Source organism: Streptomyces sp. R-74717 (assembly GCF_047305335.1).
Taxonomy (GTDB): domain Bacteria; phylum Actinomycetota; class Actinomycetes; order Streptomycetales; family Streptomycetaceae; genus Streptomyces; species Streptomyces atratus.
This window is the reverse complement of sequence record NZ_CP102361.1, coordinates 575,118-591,952: the sequence shown is the minus strand read 5'-3', so window position 1 is coordinate 591,952 and position 16,835 is coordinate 575,118. Positions and strand designations below refer to the sequence as shown.

Below are 16,835 nucleotides of genomic sequence, written 5' to 3'. Positions count from 1 at the left end.
AGCAGCCGGCGGCGAACGGAATGCCGTGCCGGCAAAGCCGTCGCCCCGGGCATGGACGTCGCCGTCCTTGCCCGGGGCGGCATTCCCGGGCAGCACATCGCTCTCTACGCCCGGCTGCTCAACGGTCGCGGCCTGGAGAGTGGCTTGAGCCGCAGGGTGTGGGAGGCGGCGAAGGGCATCAGGTCGTCGTGCCGGTCCGGCAGGGCGATCACCAGGGCGCTGTCCGGCAGGGCGCGGCGGACACCTGTCAGCATTCGCACCGCCGTTCGGTCGTCGAGGCCGGCCGTCGGTTCGTCGAGCAGCAGGACGGCCGGCGCCCGCAGGACCGCTCTCGCGATCACCAGGCGGCGTCGCTGGCCTTGCGAGAGCGCACTGCCCATTGGGCCCGTCGGGGTGTGGAGGGGAAGTTGCTCCAAGGCCGCCGCCGCCAGTGCCGCCCTGAGTGTTTCGTCGTCCGCGCCGGGGGCGGCCTGCCGGAGGTTCTCGGCGACGGTCCCGTCGGCGATCCAGTCTTCCGCCTCGACGAGGGTGAGCATATCGGCGATCGCGCTGGTGGGCAGGGACTCGATGGGCACGCCATCGAGGATCACCGACCCCGGGGCGGCAGGGGCGATGCGTCCCGCCAGAGTCTCCAGCAGGGTGCTTTTCCCGCTTCCGTTGGGCCCGGTGACCACAATGACGCTTCGGGGCTGGATCACCTCGGACCATCGGGTGCGGTCGTCGCCGACGCCCGCGGGGACTTGGTGCGCCGCCAGTGCCCCTTTCGGCCCCGCGGGCGTCGGCGACGCAGGGGATGCGGTCCCAGGCCCCTCTGGGAGCGCGCGGCTCGCCAGATCCGTCAGCCGCAGGGCGGCGTCGGCTGCCAGGCCGTGGTCTCGGAGCACCTGAGGGAGCGTCTCCATCAGCTCATACGCGGCCGCGACCAGCAGCACCTCGCCGATGGCGTCGGCCGCCGGCTGGGTGAACACAGGACCGGACAGGGCCAGGAGGAGCACCGCCGTCTGGCCGGCCACTGCCAGCAGCCGCAGCAGCAGCCGGGCCCGGCGCATCACCGACGCAGCCGCGGCCTCGGCCAGGCGGGCCCGGCCGACTGCCTGCGCGACCTGATCGCGGACCAGGTCGACCGCGTCCAGGCAGCGCAGTTCCGGAAGCGCGGAGCGGGCGCTCAGCAACGCGGTGCGTGCGGCGACGCGAGCCGCCGCGGCCGCCTGCTGGTGGCCGCGGGTCCGCCGCTCGGTGACCACTGCCGTGGCCGCAGAAAGTGCGAGCAGCAGCAGTTCGGCCGCGCCTGACGGCGGACTCGCCACCATCAGCAGAGTGACGACGACAGTGGCGGTCAGGCCGATCCCGGCCAGTGGCGGGACGACTTGGCCGGCTATACCGCCCACCGCGCCGACATCGCTGGTGAGCCGGGTCATCAGGGCGCCGTCACGGTGCTTGCGCAGTTCCCGCGCCGGTACGGTGGTCGCGGCGCGGACCAGCCGTGAGCGCAACGAGACGGTCGCGCCGAGCAGGGCGCCATGGCTGACCAGGCGCTCCGAGTAGCGTAGACCGGTGCGGCCCAGGGCGAGAGCACGGACCGTCCCCGAGGGGTACATCCACGACCAGGCGGTGTTCGCCTGCGCGGTGACCACCGCGCAGGAGGCCAGGAACCAACCGGACACCCCCAGCAGGCCGGCGGCGCACAGTTCGGCGGTCCCGGCGAGCACCGCTGCCCACAGCAGGTCCTTGCGTGCCCGGTGGTCTGCCGCCGTCCACAGCAGCCTGAACGCGGTCACAGTGTCTCCCTGATCCGGGACACCCGTCCCTGGTCCAACCGCACGATGTCATCGGCGATGTCGAGCAGCGCCGGACTGTGTGTCGTGAGCAGCACGGTGCGGCTGCGCGCGAGCGTCCGAATGGCGCCGATCACGCGGGTTTCGCCGTCCGGGTCCAGATGGGCCGTGGGTTCGTCCAGGCACAGCAGCGGCGTGTCGCGGAGCAGTGCCCGCACCAGTACCAGTCGCTGCATCTGTCCGGAGGACAGCCCCCAACCGCGCTCCCCGACCCGGGTCGCCAGGCCCTGAGGGAGTGCGGCCAGCAGATCCTCGAAGCCCAGCTCCGCGAACACAGCGGTCAGCTGCTCGTCGTCGGCGTCGCGCCGGGCCAGCAGCAGGTTGTCGCGCAGCGTTCCCGGCAGGAGGTAGGAGGGCTGGCCGGCCCACGCCGTCAGAGCGGGTGAGGCGGGCAGGACTTCGGAACCGGTGGTGTGCAGGCACCGCCCGCGATCCGGTTCGCGCAAGCCTGCTGCCACGGAGAGCAGCGTGGTCTTTCCGGCGCCGCTGGGCCCGCCGATGGCCACGATCGAACCCGGCCGCACAGTCAGGGTGACGTCGTCCAGGGCCGCGTCGTCGCGACCTGGGTACCGAACCGCCACCTCGTCCAGGATCACACCGGCCGGCCCCGGCCAACTCGGACGGCGCGCGGCGGGCACTCGGGCCGAGGGAGCGCCGGCCGCTGCGACCGGAGCCCGGTCGGTGATCTCCGAGATCAGCTCGGCCGCCGCGGCTGCCTCGGCACGAGCGTGGTAGCCGCGGGCGAGTTCCCGGGCGGGGGCGAAGTACGCCGGGGTCAGGACGAGCACGAACAGCGCGGTGCCCAGACTCATGGTGGACGGGACCACCGGCAGGTCGAGGTAGCCGAGCAGGGCGAGCCCGCAGTACGTGGCGACGACAGCCATGGCCACGGTGATCAGGAGTTCGATCCAGGCGGTCGAGAGGAAGGCCACCCGCAGTACGGTCTGGGTGCGCTTGGCCAATTCCCTGTCGGCTGCTTCGGTCGCCCGTACCGCTTCGTCACCGGCCCCGAGGCCGACCAGCGTGGGCAGTCCGCGCAGCTGGTCCAACAGGTGGGTGCTCAGCGTCCGGGTGGCGGTGAGCTGGGCGTGCACGGCGGCGCGGGTACCCAAGCCGATCACCTTCAGGTTGAATGGCAGCAGCGGGGTTGCCAGCACGAGCATCAGCGCGACGGCCCAACTGCCGGTTGCCACGGCGGCCAGTACGATGCCGCTGCCCAGCAGCATCGCCCGCCGGGCGGGGACGTACGTCGTCAACCACTGGCTCAGCCTGCCCACCTCGCTGTCGAGCGCCTCACCGAGAGCGGCGTCGGACAACTCGTCGTGGGGCACGCCAGTTGTCGGCAGCGCGGCCAGGAGCAGACGGGAACGCAGGTGGTCCTGGACGGCGGCCGCCCCGTTGTCGGCGACCCGGTCGGCCGCCGCGAGCAGGACCGCGCGCAGCAGCAGACCAACGGCGACCAGCGCCGCACCGGAGAGCACCGGAGCCAGGGCAACGCCCCCGTACGGGGCGCGCAGGGCGGCCTGGGCCGCCCAGCCCAGCCCCGCGGCCCACAGGACATGGCCCGCCGTCGCGAGTCCCCGCAGTGTGCCGGCTTGCCGGAACGCGGGTTCGCCGACTGCTGCCCATGCGGTGAGAAGCCCGGCCGTCCGCTGCTGAGCTTCGTCGTCCCGGCCGAGCCGGGCGAGCTGGTCGGGGATGTCGGTCACTTCTCGGCTGCCTGGGGATTGAAATCGCCGACGGCCGCGGAGCGGCGGTCGGACCGGATCCACAGGGCGAGTGCGCTGACGGAGAAGACGGCGACACCGGCCGGGCCGATCCAGACGCGCACGCCACCGAAGATGTCCTGCGCGACGGCGGCCACCGCGACGGCCAGGAGGGTCAGGAGCACGCGCCGGGCGACAACCGCCGCCCACGGGCCGTCGCTCACGGCCGGCGCCGGCGCCGCGGGCCGCTTTGCGGCGGTCGTGCCGGACGGATCGGCCGCCTCGGTGGGGGCCGGTGGCTGGGCGAACTTCCCACGGAAGACCCACCAGGCGTAGATGTTGTAGGCCAGGACCACCGGCATGCACCCGCCCACCCCGATGAGCAGGAAAAGCTGCGACCCGTGCGGGCTGGCCGCGGCGTGTACGGTCAGGTCGGGTGGGACGACGACGGGCGCGGTGGCGGCGATGAGCGCGAGCAGGCCCGCGGCCTCCGTACCGGCCACGGCGACGAACGGACGCCAGTCCGGCCGGCGGCCGAAGCCGTACCAGGCGATCGCCACGCAGACCACGGCCACCGCCACCGCCAGGCCGAACAGGGTCGCGCGGAGCGGCTGGTCGAAGCGCAGGTGTTGCGGGTCGGCGACGTGGAGCCCGAATCCCAGGACCAGACCGGCCGCCGCGACCACCAGGAGCAGTGGCCGGCCCAGTCGGCCCGCCCGATCGTGGGCGGTTCCCGTGGTCTTGTCCTGCAGCCATGCGGCACCTGCCAGCAGATGGACGGCCACCAGCCCCAGGGCGCACAGCACGCTGTAGGGCGTCAGCCAGTCCCAGGTGCCCCCGGTGAACACCCCGTCGCGGTGGGGCAGTCCGGACAGGACGGCCCCTCCCACGAGACCCTGGCACACAGTGGCCACCAGCGATGCGAGCCCGAAGACGAGGCCCCAGCCGCGCCGGTAACCAGGGGCGGCGCTCTGCAGCTCGATGGCCGTGCCGCGCAGCACGATGGCCAGCAACATGACCACGAGCGGCAGGTAGACGCCGGGCAGCACGGTGGCGTAGACACCGGGCAAGCCCGCCCACAGCGCCACGCCCGCCAGGATGATCCAGCTCTCGTTGGCGTCCCAGGCGGTCGCGATCAGCTCGTTGTACTCCTTGCGCCGCTGGTCGCTGCGGTCGAACAGGCTCAGGATGCCGATGCCCAGATCGTAGCCGTCGAGCAGCACATAGGCGCCGAGTGCGAGGAGGACCAAGGCGTATGACGCGTACTCAAGCATGGCTGACCTCCGGGGGGTGGACGGTGGTGCCGGCGTCGGTCACCAGGTGCTCGGGACCGGTCCGCACCGTGCGGACGATGTAGCGGATCCACAGCCCGAGCAGCAGCGCGTAGACGGTGACGAAGCCGGTGAGACTGGCCATCGCCGCGCCGAGGGAGAGGTGGGAGACGGCGTCACTGGTGCGGATCAGGCCGTAGACGACCCAGGGCTGTCGGCCGGTCTCCGCGGTGATCCAGCCGCCGCTGATGGCCACGACACCGGCGGGGGCCATCCAGACCATCAGCCGGAGAAACCGCCGGGCTGTGTACAACCTGCCGCGCAGCCGCAACACCAGTCCGGCGAAGGCCATGCCGAACATCGCCAAGGCGCTGAAGTACATGGCCCGGAAGCCATAGAAAGCGGACCACATGTTGGGGCGCTCGTCCTTGGGCGTCTGCAGCAGTCCGGGGACGTTCGCCTTTCCGGACAGGTCCTTGCCGATGACGGCGCCCAGGTGCGGTATCTCGACATGGAACTTGTTCTCACCCTTGTCCGTGTCGGGCACCACGAGCAGGTTGTAGCCGTTGTTGTCGGTCTTCCAGTTGCCCTCGAAGGCCTCAAGTTTCGCCGGCTGGTGTGCACCCATGAAAACGGCGGTGGCGTCGCCCACGTACAGCTGTACGGGCATCAGGACGGCCAGGACTCCGAGAGCGATGGACAGCGTGCGACGTGCGAAGGGCAGCGCTCGTTGCTTGACCAGGTACCAGGCGGCGATCCCGCCGATGAACCAACTGGCGCTGATCAGTACCGCCAGCAGGATGTGCGGGTATCGGTAGGAGAATGCCGGGTTGAACAGCACGTGCCACCAGTCGCTCGCCCGGAACTGGCCGTCGACCTCGGTGAATCCCACGGGGTCCTGCATCCAGCTGTTGGCGGACAGGATCCACGTTGTGGACAGCAGGGTGCCGACTACCAGCATCCAGCAGGCGAACGCCATGGTCCGGGGACGCACTCGGCCGTCGCCGTACAGCATGATGCCGATGAACCCGGCCTCCAGAAAGAAGGCCGTGATGACCTCCATTCCGATCGTGACACCGAGGATCGGGCCGACCGCATGAGCGTATCTTCCCCAGTTGAGACCGAACTCGAATGTCATGACGGTTCCGGCGACCACGCCGAGGCCGAATCCGACCGCGAATATCTTCTTCCAGAAACGGAATATCTGAAGGTACAGCGGATTTCCGGTCCTGAGGTAGACCGTGTACATCGCGGCCAAAAAGACGGAGAGTCCGACAGTCAGGGCGGGAAAGCTCATGTGAAAGACTGCGGTGATGGCGAACTGCCATCGTGAGATCTCCACCACTGCGGGCGAGGCCACGGTGTCTCCTCTGGTCGATTCAGGTCGGTCCGGCAGCCCTGGCGGAATTGCTCGCGCGGCTGGGCCATTAGCCTCCGGCGGTGACACCACGACAGCGTGCGAGGCCCCGTGGGCATGAACGATGACCGTGCTCTCCCGCTTGTAGGGGCCAGCATTGCGGTCCGGCGTTTCCCCGGCTCCTGAGGTCACCGTAGGGCCGGCCGGTTGGCATCCTTTGCCTCTGGGCGCATCGCTCGTGTCCCCGCAGCGCAATGTGCGGGATGCAGCGCGGTCGCAGTTCGCTTCCGGACCGAAAGCAGTGCATCGCCGGGCAAGAGCGGCACACGGGAGCGCCCTTGCGCCCTTGCAGGCGGCCTGTGGGCCTGGTCGCGGAAGACCGCCATGTACTGCGCTCAGGGGCCACAGTCGGTGCGCTCTGGATCAATCGGCTTCCGTCGAACGCCCCTACCGTGAGTACCGGCTATGCTCACATGGCGCCTGAGACATTGCCGGATGCAAGGCGTCCGCGTCCTCAATGCGGTATGGACCAGCATGAGTGCTGCACCGCCACCCAAGGACCGCCCAGAGCGGGATTCGGCCTGGGCCCCCTTCGATGCCGCCGCGGGGCCCGTCGTGCCCGAGACGGAGGAGACGGCCGACGCGATGAGCACGTCGGGATGTCGACGCTCACCGGAGGAGCGGGCAGAGACTGGCGCTACCGCCTCCGACGACGCCAAGACCGGTGCCCCGCTCGGCGACACGCCGTAGTGAACACCGGCGGTCTCAGAGGCCGAGCTCGGGGCAGGCTTCCCCGGCATTCCGCCTGGTCGAGTACGTCTCAGTCCCGCCTGCCAGTGAGCTCGGGGTCTGCCGCCGTCGGAGCAGGTGGCGGCACGGCGGTCACCGCGTGTACACGGTCTCCAGCCACTGCAGGACTTCGGGGGTCACGGGGTCGGCTATGTCGGCGAACTCGTCGTGCTTCTTGAGGAACTTCGCCACGTAGGGGCAGACCGGCACGATGCGCTTCCCGGAGGCGCGTGCGTCGGTCAGGGCCTGCTGGACGAGGAGCGAGGCCAGGCCCTGACCGGCGAAGGCGTCGTTGATTTCGGTGTGGTAGAAAACGCGCTGGTCATTCCGGTCGCGGTACGCGGTGAGGCCTGCGGTTTTGCCGTCGACCAGGATTTCGTACTGGTGTTTGGCGTCCACTCGCTGGACAGTTGGAGCGGTGGCGGGCTGTGTCATCGTGAGCCTTTCATTGGCGTGTTGGGTTCTTGTGCGGCGAGATGGTGGCATGCGGAGGGGCGGGCGCGGGAAGTCGTCGCCGTCGTAACCGTCGACCCTGCCGAAGCGGTCGGATGCGTTCCGCTACGCTTCTCACCGCCATCACCGCCATCACCGCACGACGCCGTACATCCGGCGTACCCCGGCGCGGGCCAGGAGGTCGACGTACAGCTCGGCAACGGTCTGCTTGGGCATGACTCTCCTCGAAGCGCTCTGTCCTGAGTCCCACGTCAGGCTAGGAGGCGCCGGTCGAGCGGCTTGCCTGCCAGCGCACCGCTTGGTGCCCGATAGCGCACCCGTCTCAGCCCTCCAATCGCCGGGTTCCTTCGCGGACCACGGTCCGTGCGCTCCCGGACAAGCTGCACCCGTGACCAGGTCCTAGGTTCGAGTGCAGGGATCCGCCGCCTCTGCGGCCTTGTGCACCGCTTACCGAGGTAATGCAACGGAGGGTCACATGGCACTGCTCGAGACGGCCCCGGGAAGGCTCCGCTCCGGGAAGATCGAGGGCCCGGCCATCTACCGGGTGGGCGACGACAGGGTTGCCCCCTGCGCTCCGCCCGTCCCCTTCGACTTCACGAGCGAGTACCCATGACGGAACTGACAGGCATCACCCACCACACCGCCGAACTCAACGGAATTATGCAGCATTGGGTCAGCGCGGGGCAGGGGTCGCCGGTCTACCTGCTACACGGCTTCCCCGAGACCTGGTACGGCTGGCGTAAACAGATTCCTGTACTGGCCGAGCAGTTCACCGTGATCGCACCGAACCTTCGCGGCTACGGCGACACGGACAAGCCCGCGTCCGGCTATGGCAGGCGGACCGATTTCATCGGCGAGGTGTTCATCAGCTTCCTGGAGCTCTCCTGCAGCTTCCTGGCCGAAGTGCACGCGGGGGGACACCATGTATCCCGCGCTCACCATCACAGGCCTGGAGCACCAGGGCGACAACGGTGGCGTGATCACATCGGCCACCATCCACAACCAGCACGGCGAGCTCGTGCTGGTGGGCCGGCACACGTACTTGCTGCGACGTCAGCAGGCCCACTGAGGACGGCGGAACGTGCGACGAGCTGGAACCCTGTCGGCGCACCGGACGCCTGTCGTCCGCGGTCGGCGGGAGCGACGAAGGAGCGCCAATGGCTGATGAGGCAATGGGGGACGAGGTCTACCAACCGGACGGTTCTGAGGTGCAGGACGACGCCGGGGTGTTGGACGCCTTGGACACCCTGGACTTCCGGGGCGGCGACCAGAGCCCGGACGAGGGCTGCTCCCCTCCTGAGAGGCCCTGGGGCGTGGAGCACGCCGGCGTCACAGCAGCGGAGCAACAGCGAGGGGAGAGTTTGGACGAGCGCCTTGCCGAGGAGATGCCGGACATCGGCGTTCCGGAGGACGACGGCATCGGCGACACCTGGGACACCGACGGTGAGCTCATCGATGACGAGGTCGGGGACGAGCGCGCCGGACGTCTTGTCGCGCCGGACCAGGACGCCCATGGGAACACGGAGTCGGACCTGGTCGCTTTCGACATCGGGGACGGCGCCGCAGCATCGGCCGAGGAGGCCGCGATGCATCTGATACGCGGTTTCGAAGACGACTGAGGAGCCGGGCGGCCGTTTGGCGGTTGAGGTCTGGGCGGCGTACGTCATCGCCGGAGAGGACTACGACGGACGTCACATGCGGGTTCCGCAGGTCGGTGTCGCAGGCGTTTCGGATGCCGTCGCGAAGCGGGCCCGCCTGCGGTGGCGCGGTTCCAGGTCGGCGAGCCGGCCGTCTTTGCTGTTGGTCGCGAAGCAGGTGAGCCGATCGCCGAGCATCATGTGGAGTGTGTGGCGATGGCCGTCGGTGTGTCGATGTGTGAGAACTCGGTGCCGAACACGGTGACCGTGACCTCCTCCACAGCGGGTGGCGGGTGGGCGTAGGTGTACCTGTCGAATCCGAGCCCGTCACTGACAGGAAAAGTTGACCGCTCCACTATTTTGGGAGTAGATGTTGCGCGCGGCGGCCACTCTTGGACTGGACGGGGCACTCTTTGCTGCGGTCATCATGAGGCATCGGCATGGGTGCGGTCCCCGGCTCAGCCTGTTTTCCACGGTCGTTGCTGTGGGCGGAGCGACGTGGAAGGCGATGGCGTGAGTCAAGGTCAAGGGGCGAAGCGAAAGCGTGGCCTGCGGGTCGAGCACGTGGTCGAGCAGAGCGCCGCTACCAACTTGGAGCTCTTCTTCGACTTGGTCTTCGTCTTCGCTCTCACGCAGATCACGAAGCTCATCTCCTCAGACCTGACCGGTACCGGAGTGCTCCACGGTTTCCTCGTCCTCGCGATCGTCTGGTGGTGCTGGGTTGACTACTCCTGGCTCGCCAACGTCGTCAAGGCCGACGAGGGCGTGACCCGGGCGGCGATGCTCGCCGCTATGGCGGCGATGTTCATCATCGCCCTGGTTGTCCCCGAAGCGTTCACCGACCTGCCCGGCGGCCTGAGCGGGCCGACGGTCGTCGCATGCGCCTACCTCGTGCTGCGTGCAGTCCATGTCGCACAATTCGTTGTTGCCAGTCGCGATGATCCGCATCTGCGACGGCAAGTGCTCCTGTTCGCGGGGACCATGGCAGGCTCCACAGCTCTGCTCCTCGCCGCCGGCTCCATGGACGGGGCCACGCAGACCATGCTGTGGTGCGTGGCCGTAGTCGTCGACTACGGGGGAACACTGGCCATCGGCAACCAGGGCTGGCGAGTCAATTCCGCGAAGCACTTCGCGGAACGGCACGGTCTGATCGTGATCATCGGTCTGGGTGAATCAATCGTCGCCGTTGGCGCCGGCGTAGCGCACCTCCCGATCTCGTGGCCGATCATCCTGGCCGCGGTACTCGGACTGTCCCTGTCGGCGAGCCTGTGGTGGGCCTACTTCGACACGACAGCACTACGCGCAGAGCACGCACTGACGCAGGCCCGAGACCACCACCGTTCCGCGATGGCACAAACGGCCTACACCTACCTCCACCTGCCGATCGTCGGAGGCATCGCGTTGGTCGCCCTCGGCATGGAGCACGTTCTTGAATACGTCGGCGGACATGCACATCACAGCCTCTCCGACCCGCTGAAAGGCATCCCCTTGGCCGCGCTCCTCGGTGGCGCGGCACTATACCTGCTCGCCGTCGCTGCATTCGGAAAGCGAACGTACGGCGAATTCAAAACGGTCAGAGCAGTCCTTGCAGCGGCACTTCTTGCCTTGTACCCGGCAATCTCCCTGCTCCCCGCAATCGGCGCCCTGGCCACCGTGACCGTCCTACTGGCCGGACTGAATCTTTACGAGACCCTTCACCACCGCCCTCTTCGCCACTCGGTCCGTCACGGGCACCATGCCTGAACACCGGTCACGAGAACTGGAAAAAGGAACGAGTTCTCGTCATTGACCGCCCCGTATCGATGTGGCGGTCCGGCGATCGAGTCCTCTGCTGGGTTTCGCCCCCAGCATTCTCATATGAAAGGAATACACCGTGCCGAAGCTCGCACCGGAGCCCCAGCGTTCCCCCCAGACAGATCACTTGCTCACGCCGGAGAACTGTGTGATCGCACTGATCGACTACCAGCCGAGCCAGTACTCGACGGTGACGTCCTCCAGCCAGGAGGAAATCGACCTGAACGTGCGCGCTGTCGCCAAACTGGCAACGGCGTACGAGATCCCGGTGGTGCTGAGCACCGTGGCCGTGGACATGGGAGTCAACCAAGGCACGAACCCCGCGATCCTCAATGAACTCCCCGGCGTCACCGAGATCGACCGGACCGGCGTGAACGCCTGGGAGGACGCGGACTTCCGCGCGGCGATCGAAGCCACAGGCCGACGCAAGGTCGTCATCGGCGGCTTGTGGACCGAGGTCTGCCTGACGTTCCCGACCCTGGATATGATCGCTGAAGGCTACGAGGTCTACCCGGTCGCCGATGCCGTCGGCGGCATTACACCCGTGGCACACGACCGCGCGTTCGATCGGATGATCGCTGCTGGGGCACGCCCGATTACCGCCATATCGTTCGGATGCGAACTCATGCGCAATTGGGCGCGCAACGACGCGGACAAGCTCCGCGAGGTCATGCGCTGGTACTTCCCCGAGCGCAACCGCCTTGGCCTCGGCAACCGGCCCTCGCCCGAATCGAACTGACCAGACAAGCCGGCACTTTCTGGGAGGGCGAGCATGATGCCCGCCCTCCCAGCGAACCACGACACGGAGGCATCACCATGACAACATCCGCGAACGTCGAGATCACCGATTCCCTCGCCGCAAACCGCTACGAGGCGCGGATAGATGGGCAGCTCGCCGGATTCGCCGACTATCTGCGCACCAGCGAACTGATCGCCTTCGTGCACACCGAAGTCGACCCCTCCTATGAGGGCCGCGGCGTCGGCTCCGCACTTGCCCGCGCAGCGCTGGACGCGGCCCGCACCGACGGCCTGAAAGTACTGGCCGTGTGCCCCTTCATCTCGGGCTGGATGGCCCGGCACCCCGACTACCAAAACCTCGCCTACCAGAACCGCAGCAAGGTCAAGGACTAGGACTTGTCCCGGCGATCACGGTGGAGGTTGAGGACGGCGAGGTAGTCGAGGCTGAGATCGCCGGCGCGATCGTGAGTGAACTGGCTGCCCTCGTCAGGAGTGCCAGAGGTCAGAACCAAGGCGTCTACTGCTGGGTCGCGTAGTGATCATGTTCGGAGCCAGATGACCAGGGCAGCGGCGGTGGCGGTGCCAAGGAAGACGTAGCCGCGCTTGTCGTATCTGGTGGCCACGGCTCGATACTGCATGAGCCGGTTGATTGCTCGTTCGACAGTGTTGCGTTTCTTGTACCGCTCCACGTCGAAGCCGGGCGGCCGCCCGCCGCGTGAGCCTTTGCGTAGGCGGGTGGCCTGGCTGTCGGTCTTCTCCGGAATGGTGTGCCGGATGCTGCGTCGTCTCAGGTATTCGCAGCAGGGCCCGTTGCTGTATGCCTTGTCCGCCGCGAGGCTGTCGGGTTTCTTTCGGGGCCGGCCCGGCCCACGCTTCGGAACGCGGATCTTCTCCAGCACGGACTTGAACTGTGTACAGTCCGCCCGCTGCCCTGGCGTGACGATCAGGGAGAGTGGGCGGCAGCGGCCGTCCGCGCTCAGATGGATCTTACTGGTGAACCCGCCCCGCGAGCGGCCCAGGCCCTCACCTCCCGCACCACTTCCACCAGGCGGACGTGCAGGCTCTGCCACGCGGGGTCGCCCTGGTGTTCTGGTAGTTCGGCCCCTTTTGACCCCGGGGCCGGCGGCGGATCGGTGCGGGCGCCAGCCGCGTGCTGATCCGCGCGGACGATGGTGGAGTCCACCGAGATGTCCCAGTCGATCTCACCTGCGGCGTCCGCCGCGGCCTGGACCTGCTGGAGTAGGCGCTCCCAGGTGCCGTCGGCCGACCACAGCCGATGCCGTTCATAGACCGTCTCCCACGGCCCGAACCGCCCTGCCGGTGATCCCGCCACCGGCCACAACGCCGGTTGCTAACCGGCAGGAACGGCCGCAACCGTTCCCACTCGGCATCACTCAAATCACCCCGCCCCATGCCCACACCAACGAGCCGGACGCGGCGCAGTCACTTGATCGCCCGGACAAGTCCTAGGGGGATCAAGAAGTCATCTGCGGCATGGCGCCCCCAGGCGCTGTGCGCGTTGGCGGAGTTGTGCTCCGTGGTGGCGATGAAGTCGAGTCCTACTGTGCGAGCGTCGGCTGCCAACTGCTCAGGGGTGAGCTCGCCGTCCGAGTACACGGAGTGGATGTGGCAGTCTCCGCGATACCAGCTGGCTCCTCGGCCACGCGCTTGCATCGGCGGGAATCCCGAGTCCGGCATCGCTCTCCTTGTCGGTAGGACGACCCAACAGCCGAACGAACGAGCGCAGCCGGCACAGTGTTCCCAGCGTCGACTTGGCCGGGCGCGCGCATCGAGCACGCCCGCCTCGGCTTCATCCTGAAACCATCAGTTAAAGAGCGTTTTGTCACGCTAGGCGTGATTCTTTGCATTTCAGGTGGCGGAGTGGTTCGGGTCGGCTGAGGCGGTGGACGTCTGTTGTGGCAGGCGGGGTGCGTGACGGCCTTCGAGAGTCCGTTTCGGTCTCTTCGCTCTTGTCTGATCTCAACACGCCCCCGGTCGCACCTGTTTGCGCCCTGTGGCGGGATGGCGGGCATCGGCACTACAGAAACATGCCTCGCCGACAGCGCCCGTATTCAAGTGACCTGTCCGATGCCCGCTGGGAACTGCTGGAACCGACACTGACAGCATGGCGGGCCGAACGGAGAGGGAAGGGCCTGGGCATCGGCCGGCCACCCGAGCACGATCTGCGCCGGATCATGGACGCCATCCTCTACGTCGACCGGACCGGGATCCCCTGGCGGTACCTGCCGCACGACTTCGCCCCATGGGAAACCGTCTACGGGTACTTCGCCGCCTGGCAGAAGGACGAGGTCTTTGACCAGTTCAACGGTCTCCTGCGGCGCTTGGTCCGTGAGGCCGAAGGCTGCGACGCCGAGCCGAGCGCCTGCGTCCTGGACGCCCAGAGCATCAAGACCTCCGCGAACGTCCCGGCTACCGGCCAGGGCGTCGACGCGGGTAAGAAGGTCGCAGGCTGCAAACGCCACATCGGCGTCGACACACTCGGCCTTCTCCTAGCCGTGCTGGTCACCGCCGCCAGCGTCTCCGACAACGCCGGCGGCATTCATGTGCTCTCGAGCATCGCCGCCGCCCACCCCCGCATCACCAAAGCATGGGCCGACAGCGGATACCGCACCAAGGCCATCGACCACGGTGCCACCCTCGGCATCGACGTCGAAGTTACCCGCCGCGACCCTGCCCAGAAAGGCTTCAAGGTGATTCCGCGGCACTGGGTCGTCGAGCGGACTTTCGGCTGGCTCATGCACCACCGTCGCCTCGCCCGTGACTACGAGACCCACCCCCACCGCTCCGAAGCCATGATCAAGGTGGCGATGGTCGACCTCATAAGCCGCCGACTCACCCGCGAATCGACCCCTAACTGGCGCGACGCATGACCACCGCGCACGGCGTCATCACGAGTTCGTCGGCCCCTGCCGCAGCACCTTGAATCGCTGATCCACCAGATCAACACACTCATGCAGACCCGGCGTCGGCAGACCGACACGCTCACGCATCACAGCAATGGCCTGCACGTTCCGCCCGGCCGAGACGAGGCTGTCCACCTCCGCCTGCACCTCGATCGAGAGCCGGTCCCACAGAGCATTCCCCATACCCGCATTGAACCCCACGGCCCGCACTCGAGAGCGACCGCGTCCCCTCGAACCGCCGCCTTACCAAACAGCCCCACCGGGACAAAATGTTCTTTTAGATGTCACGATCCGTCACTCGAACATCCCGAGAAGCAGCCGCTGCCTCGGAACGCCCTTAACTACGGATTAGGATGTTCGCAGGTCAGGGCACAGCCGCGTACGGGGTCTTCCAAACTGGTGCGGTGTCCCACCCCCGGCAGGGGGTTCTGGGCTCTCAGCATGAGCATCGCCACGTCAGGCCGAGTTGCTCTTCACTAGGAGCTGCCTCGGACGCGATCACAGCCCGGCGTGCCAGTCCCGCTCCAGATCGCCTGTGTCGAATACGCTGCGAAGACGTCCAACATGGCGTCCTTGATAACGCGTACGCACAAGGGAATACCGCCCCGGCTCTTCACGTCGGCCCGGATGGCGCAGCTGCCGGATGCAGGAAGGGGTGTGGCATGAGGTCCCCAGGCGTGCACCTACGGGAGATCACCGACGACAACCGGGATGCCGTTCGTGCCCTCCGCGTCCGACGTGACCAAAAGCAGTTCGTCGCCTCCGTGCCCAAGTCGCTCAAGGAGGCGGCAAAGACGCCGGAGGCCAATCCCTGGTACCGCGCCGTGTACCGTGGCGACGAACCAGTCGGCTTCGTGATGCTGTCGTGGAAACCGCCGGCCGGTACTTTCAAAGGGCGGCACTTCCTCTGGCGCCTCCTCGTCGACAAGCGGTACCAGAGGCGAGGGATCGGCCGAGAGGCACTCACGCAGATCGCCGCCCTGGTTCGCGCGGACGGCGCCACCGAGCTGCTGACCAGCTACGAGCCCGGCGACGGCGAACCGTGGCCCTTCTACCAGCAGTTCGGATTCGAGCCCACCGGGGAGATCGACGACGGCGAGATCGTTTTGCGGCTCACCTTCCCCGCTCGGTGAGCTCATACGGGACGCGGACGGTTTTGACCTCCGGTGGTCACATGACGAAGAAGCTGGTGGGCACCTGGAAGTCGGTGCCCACCAGCTTCATGTTCGCCCTAGTACTGCAACGGTGTTTCTGCTGATGGATGACCAGTTTCTATGGGCTGTGTCCGCGTCGTTTGTAGTGACTGATGCGGGCTTGGTGTTGTCGTCGGCGGCGCCAGTGTGACCAGTGCAGGATGTGGTCGATTGGGGTGGGAGCGCGGTCGTTGAGGCGGGTGATCAGGCGTCTGTTTTCGGCGAGGATGAGGTGGATGAGCTGGGAGGATCCGTTTCTGCTTTGTCTGTGTCGAGTGCGCGGGCTCGCAGGACGGTCAGGCAGGCGTGGGCGGCCATGGCCAGGGTGATGTGGCGGTGCCATCCGGGGTAGCGGCGGACTTGGTGGTCATCCAGACCGTACTCCTGCTTCGCGCTCTGGAAGCATTCCTCGACAGCCCAGCGGCTGCCGGCGATACGGATCAGCTGATCGAGTGTGGTGTCCGCGGGGCAGTAGGCGATGTAGTAGGAAATCTCGTCGGGGCGGCTGACGCTGCGGCGGGCGATCACCCAGTGACGGCGGTCCTCCCGGTGCCAGGGCCGCACCTTGACACGTGCCCGGTCAAAGACCCGCGGCCCGTGGGCACCCCTCCCGCAGGAGGGTCCGCTCTGGCTGGGGCCTGGCAGGTCTCGCACGACAGCCCACCTCTGCCGCGGCGCTCTACACCGAGTGGCGGCGCAGGGTCCGCAACTGCGCGGCATTCCGGACGATGGAGCGGAGGCGGCCGCCGCCAGAGTGGAGCGATCGCAGGTCATCCGAGAGTCGGGACACCGGTGCCTGCTGCTCATCGAGGAATCGGCCCTGTACTTCCAGCTCGGCGACTCGGACTCCATGGCTGCCCAGCTTGGACACCTCCTGTCCGCGGGGGCTCTCCCCGCGGTCTCGCTGGGCATCATCCCGCTGACCACGCGGGAACGAGCGCTCTGGCCACAGGAGACGTTCCACGTCTACGACGACACGCTTGTCTCCGTGGAGCTGCTGTCGGCCCAGGTGAACATCACACAGCCCAGCGAGATCGCGCTCTACCTCAATGCCTTCGAGCAGCTACGCGGCATGGCCGCGTACGGCGCCGAGGCCCGCGCCCTGATCGTGAAGGCAATCGACGCCCTGAGTACCTGA

At 67.7% G+C, this 16,835-nt stretch carries 17 protein-coding genes and 4 pseudogenes; 11 read left to right on the top strand and 10 right to left on the bottom strand.

The genetic code is table 11. From position 1 onward, the window contains the following. Positions 1-104: 104 nt before the first annotated feature. Genes NRF20_RS02870 through NRF20_RS02855 form a run of 4 tightly spaced genes read right to left on the bottom strand, consistent with a single transcriptional unit; the run spans position 105 to position 6,172 of the window. Positions 105-1,778, bottom strand: a complete 1,674-nt coding sequence (locus tag NRF20_RS02870; RefSeq protein ID WP_413751924.1) for an ATP-binding cassette domain-containing protein — start codon at positions 1,776-1,778, stop codon at positions 105-107. Further along, positions 1,775-3,544 (bottom strand): ABC transporter ATP-binding protein/permease, encoded by a 1,770-nt coding sequence (locus tag NRF20_RS02865; protein ID WP_398632865.1) that lies wholly within the window; start codon positions 3,542-3,544, stop codon positions 1,775-1,777. The genes NRF20_RS02870 and NRF20_RS02865 overlap by 4 nt, the downstream gene beginning before the upstream one ends. Further along, complete coding sequence (locus NRF20_RS02860; RefSeq protein ID WP_413751923.1) at positions 3,541-4,815, bottom strand: cytochrome d ubiquinol oxidase subunit II; 1,275 nt, start codon at positions 4,813-4,815, stop codon at positions 3,541-3,543. The genes NRF20_RS02865 and NRF20_RS02860 overlap by 4 nt, the downstream gene beginning before the upstream one ends. Further along, positions 4,808-6,172 (bottom strand): cytochrome ubiquinol oxidase subunit I, encoded by a 1,365-nt coding sequence (locus NRF20_RS02855; RefSeq protein WP_398632863.1) that lies wholly within the window; start codon positions 6,170-6,172, stop codon positions 4,808-4,810. Before NRF20_RS02855 ends, NRF20_RS02860 begins: the two co-directional genes overlap by 8 nt. 531 nt (positions 6,173-6,703) lie before the next feature. On the opposite strand from NRF20_RS02855, the gene NRF20_RS02850 reads away from it, so the two are divergent. Continuing rightward, a complete protein-coding gene (locus tag NRF20_RS02850) occupies positions 6,704-6,919 on the top strand; it encodes a hypothetical protein (RefSeq protein WP_413751922.1) in 216 nt (71 codons plus the stop codon). A 132-nt stretch (positions 6,920-7,051) separates the two neighbouring features. Here the strand turns inward: NRF20_RS02850 and NRF20_RS02845 are convergent, their stop codons facing one another. Then, positions 7,052-7,393: a GNAT family N-acetyltransferase gene (locus tag NRF20_RS02845; RefSeq protein WP_398632861.1), complete on the bottom strand. Its 342-nt coding sequence runs from the start codon at positions 7,391-7,393 to the stop codon at positions 7,052-7,054. 493 nt (positions 7,394-7,886) lie between these two features. Here NRF20_RS02845 and NRF20_RS02840 point away from each other — a divergent pair, with 493 nt between their 5' ends. The 4 genes and pseudogenes from NRF20_RS02840 (at position 7,887) to NRF20_RS02825 (ending at position 9,030) form a co-directional block, all read left to right on the top strand. Then, positions 7,887-8,024: a hypothetical protein gene (locus tag NRF20_RS02840; protein ID WP_398632860.1), complete on the top strand. Its 138-nt coding sequence runs from the start codon at positions 7,887-7,889 to the stop codon at positions 8,022-8,024. Then, positions 8,021-8,242: pseudogene (locus NRF20_RS02835) on the top strand (alpha/beta fold hydrolase); the annotation flags it as partial. The gene NRF20_RS02840 and the pseudogene NRF20_RS02835, both read left to right, overlap by 4 nt. A 91-nt stretch (positions 8,243-8,333) precedes the next feature. After that, complete coding sequence (locus NRF20_RS02830; RefSeq protein ID WP_398632859.1) at positions 8,334-8,480, top strand: hypothetical protein; 147 nt, start codon at positions 8,334-8,336, stop codon at positions 8,478-8,480. 88 nt (positions 8,481-8,568) lie between these two features. Then, entirely contained in the window at positions 8,569-9,030 is a 462-nt protein-coding gene (locus NRF20_RS02825) for a DUF5709 domain-containing protein (RefSeq protein WP_413751921.1), read from the top strand. Positions 9,031-9,102: 72 nt separating this feature from the next. Here the strand turns inward: NRF20_RS02825 and NRF20_RS02820 are convergent, their stop codons facing one another. Then, the gene (locus NRF20_RS02820; RefSeq protein ID WP_413754704.1) at positions 9,103-9,249 is read right to left on the bottom strand and encodes a hypothetical protein; all 147 of its coding nucleotides are present in this window, start codon (positions 9,247-9,249) and stop codon (positions 9,103-9,105) included. 243 nt (positions 9,250-9,492) lie between these two features. Between NRF20_RS02820 and NRF20_RS02815 the strand changes: the two genes are divergently transcribed. The 3 genes from NRF20_RS02815 (at position 9,493) to NRF20_RS02805 (ending at position 11,973) form a co-directional block, all read left to right on the top strand. Next, a complete protein-coding gene (locus NRF20_RS02815; RefSeq protein ID WP_413751920.1) occupies positions 9,493-10,791 on the top strand; it encodes a low temperature requirement protein A in 1,299 nt (432 codons plus the stop codon). Between the two features lie 130 nt (positions 10,792-10,921). Then, entirely contained in the window at positions 10,922-11,581 is a 660-nt protein-coding gene (locus NRF20_RS02810) for an isochorismatase family protein (RefSeq protein ID WP_398632857.1), read from the top strand. Positions 11,582-11,658: 77 nt separating this feature from the next. Further along, complete coding sequence (locus NRF20_RS02805) at positions 11,659-11,973, top strand: GNAT family N-acetyltransferase (protein ID WP_398632856.1); 315 nt, start codon at positions 11,659-11,661, stop codon at positions 11,971-11,973. Here NRF20_RS02805 and NRF20_RS02800 read toward each other — a convergent pair. Continuing rightward, positions 11,970-12,092, bottom strand: a complete 123-nt coding sequence (locus NRF20_RS02800) for a hypothetical protein (protein WP_413751919.1) — start codon at positions 12,090-12,092, stop codon at positions 11,970-11,972. The two genes, NRF20_RS02805 and NRF20_RS02800, sit on opposite strands and share 4 nt — an antisense overlap. A 27-nt stretch (positions 12,093-12,119) precedes the next feature. Then, positions 12,120-12,993 (bottom strand): annotated as a pseudogene (locus tag NRF20_RS02795) (IS5 family transposase). Positions 12,994-13,628: 635 nt separating this feature from the next. Here NRF20_RS02795 and NRF20_RS02790 point away from each other — a divergent pair. Then, the gene (locus tag NRF20_RS02790) at positions 13,629-14,471 is read left to right on the top strand and encodes an IS5 family transposase (RefSeq protein ID WP_413751918.1); all 843 of its coding nucleotides are present in this window, start codon (positions 13,629-13,631) and stop codon (positions 14,469-14,471) included. Positions 14,472-14,489: 18 nt separating this feature from the next. On the opposite strand, the gene NRF20_RS02785 is transcribed toward NRF20_RS02790, so the two are convergent. Then, positions 14,490-14,705: a hypothetical protein gene (locus tag NRF20_RS02785; protein ID WP_413751917.1), complete on the bottom strand. Its 216-nt coding sequence runs from the start codon at positions 14,703-14,705 to the stop codon at positions 14,490-14,492. Positions 14,706-15,166: 461 nt separating this feature from the next. Here NRF20_RS02785 and NRF20_RS02780 point away from each other — a divergent pair, with 461 nt between their 5' ends. Then, positions 15,167-15,637, top strand: a complete 471-nt coding sequence (locus NRF20_RS02780) for a GNAT family N-acetyltransferase (protein ID WP_413751916.1) — start codon at positions 15,167-15,169, stop codon at positions 15,635-15,637. 264 nt (positions 15,638-15,901) lie between these two features. Here NRF20_RS02780 and NRF20_RS02775 read toward each other — a convergent pair. Continuing rightward, positions 15,902-16,351, bottom strand: a pseudogene (locus tag NRF20_RS02775) (transposase); the annotation flags it as partial. A 61-nt stretch (positions 16,352-16,412) separates the two neighbouring features. Between NRF20_RS02775 and NRF20_RS02770 the strand changes: the two are divergent. After that, positions 16,413-16,835, top strand: a pseudogene (locus NRF20_RS02770) (Scr1 family TA system antitoxin-like transcriptional regulator); the annotation flags it as partial.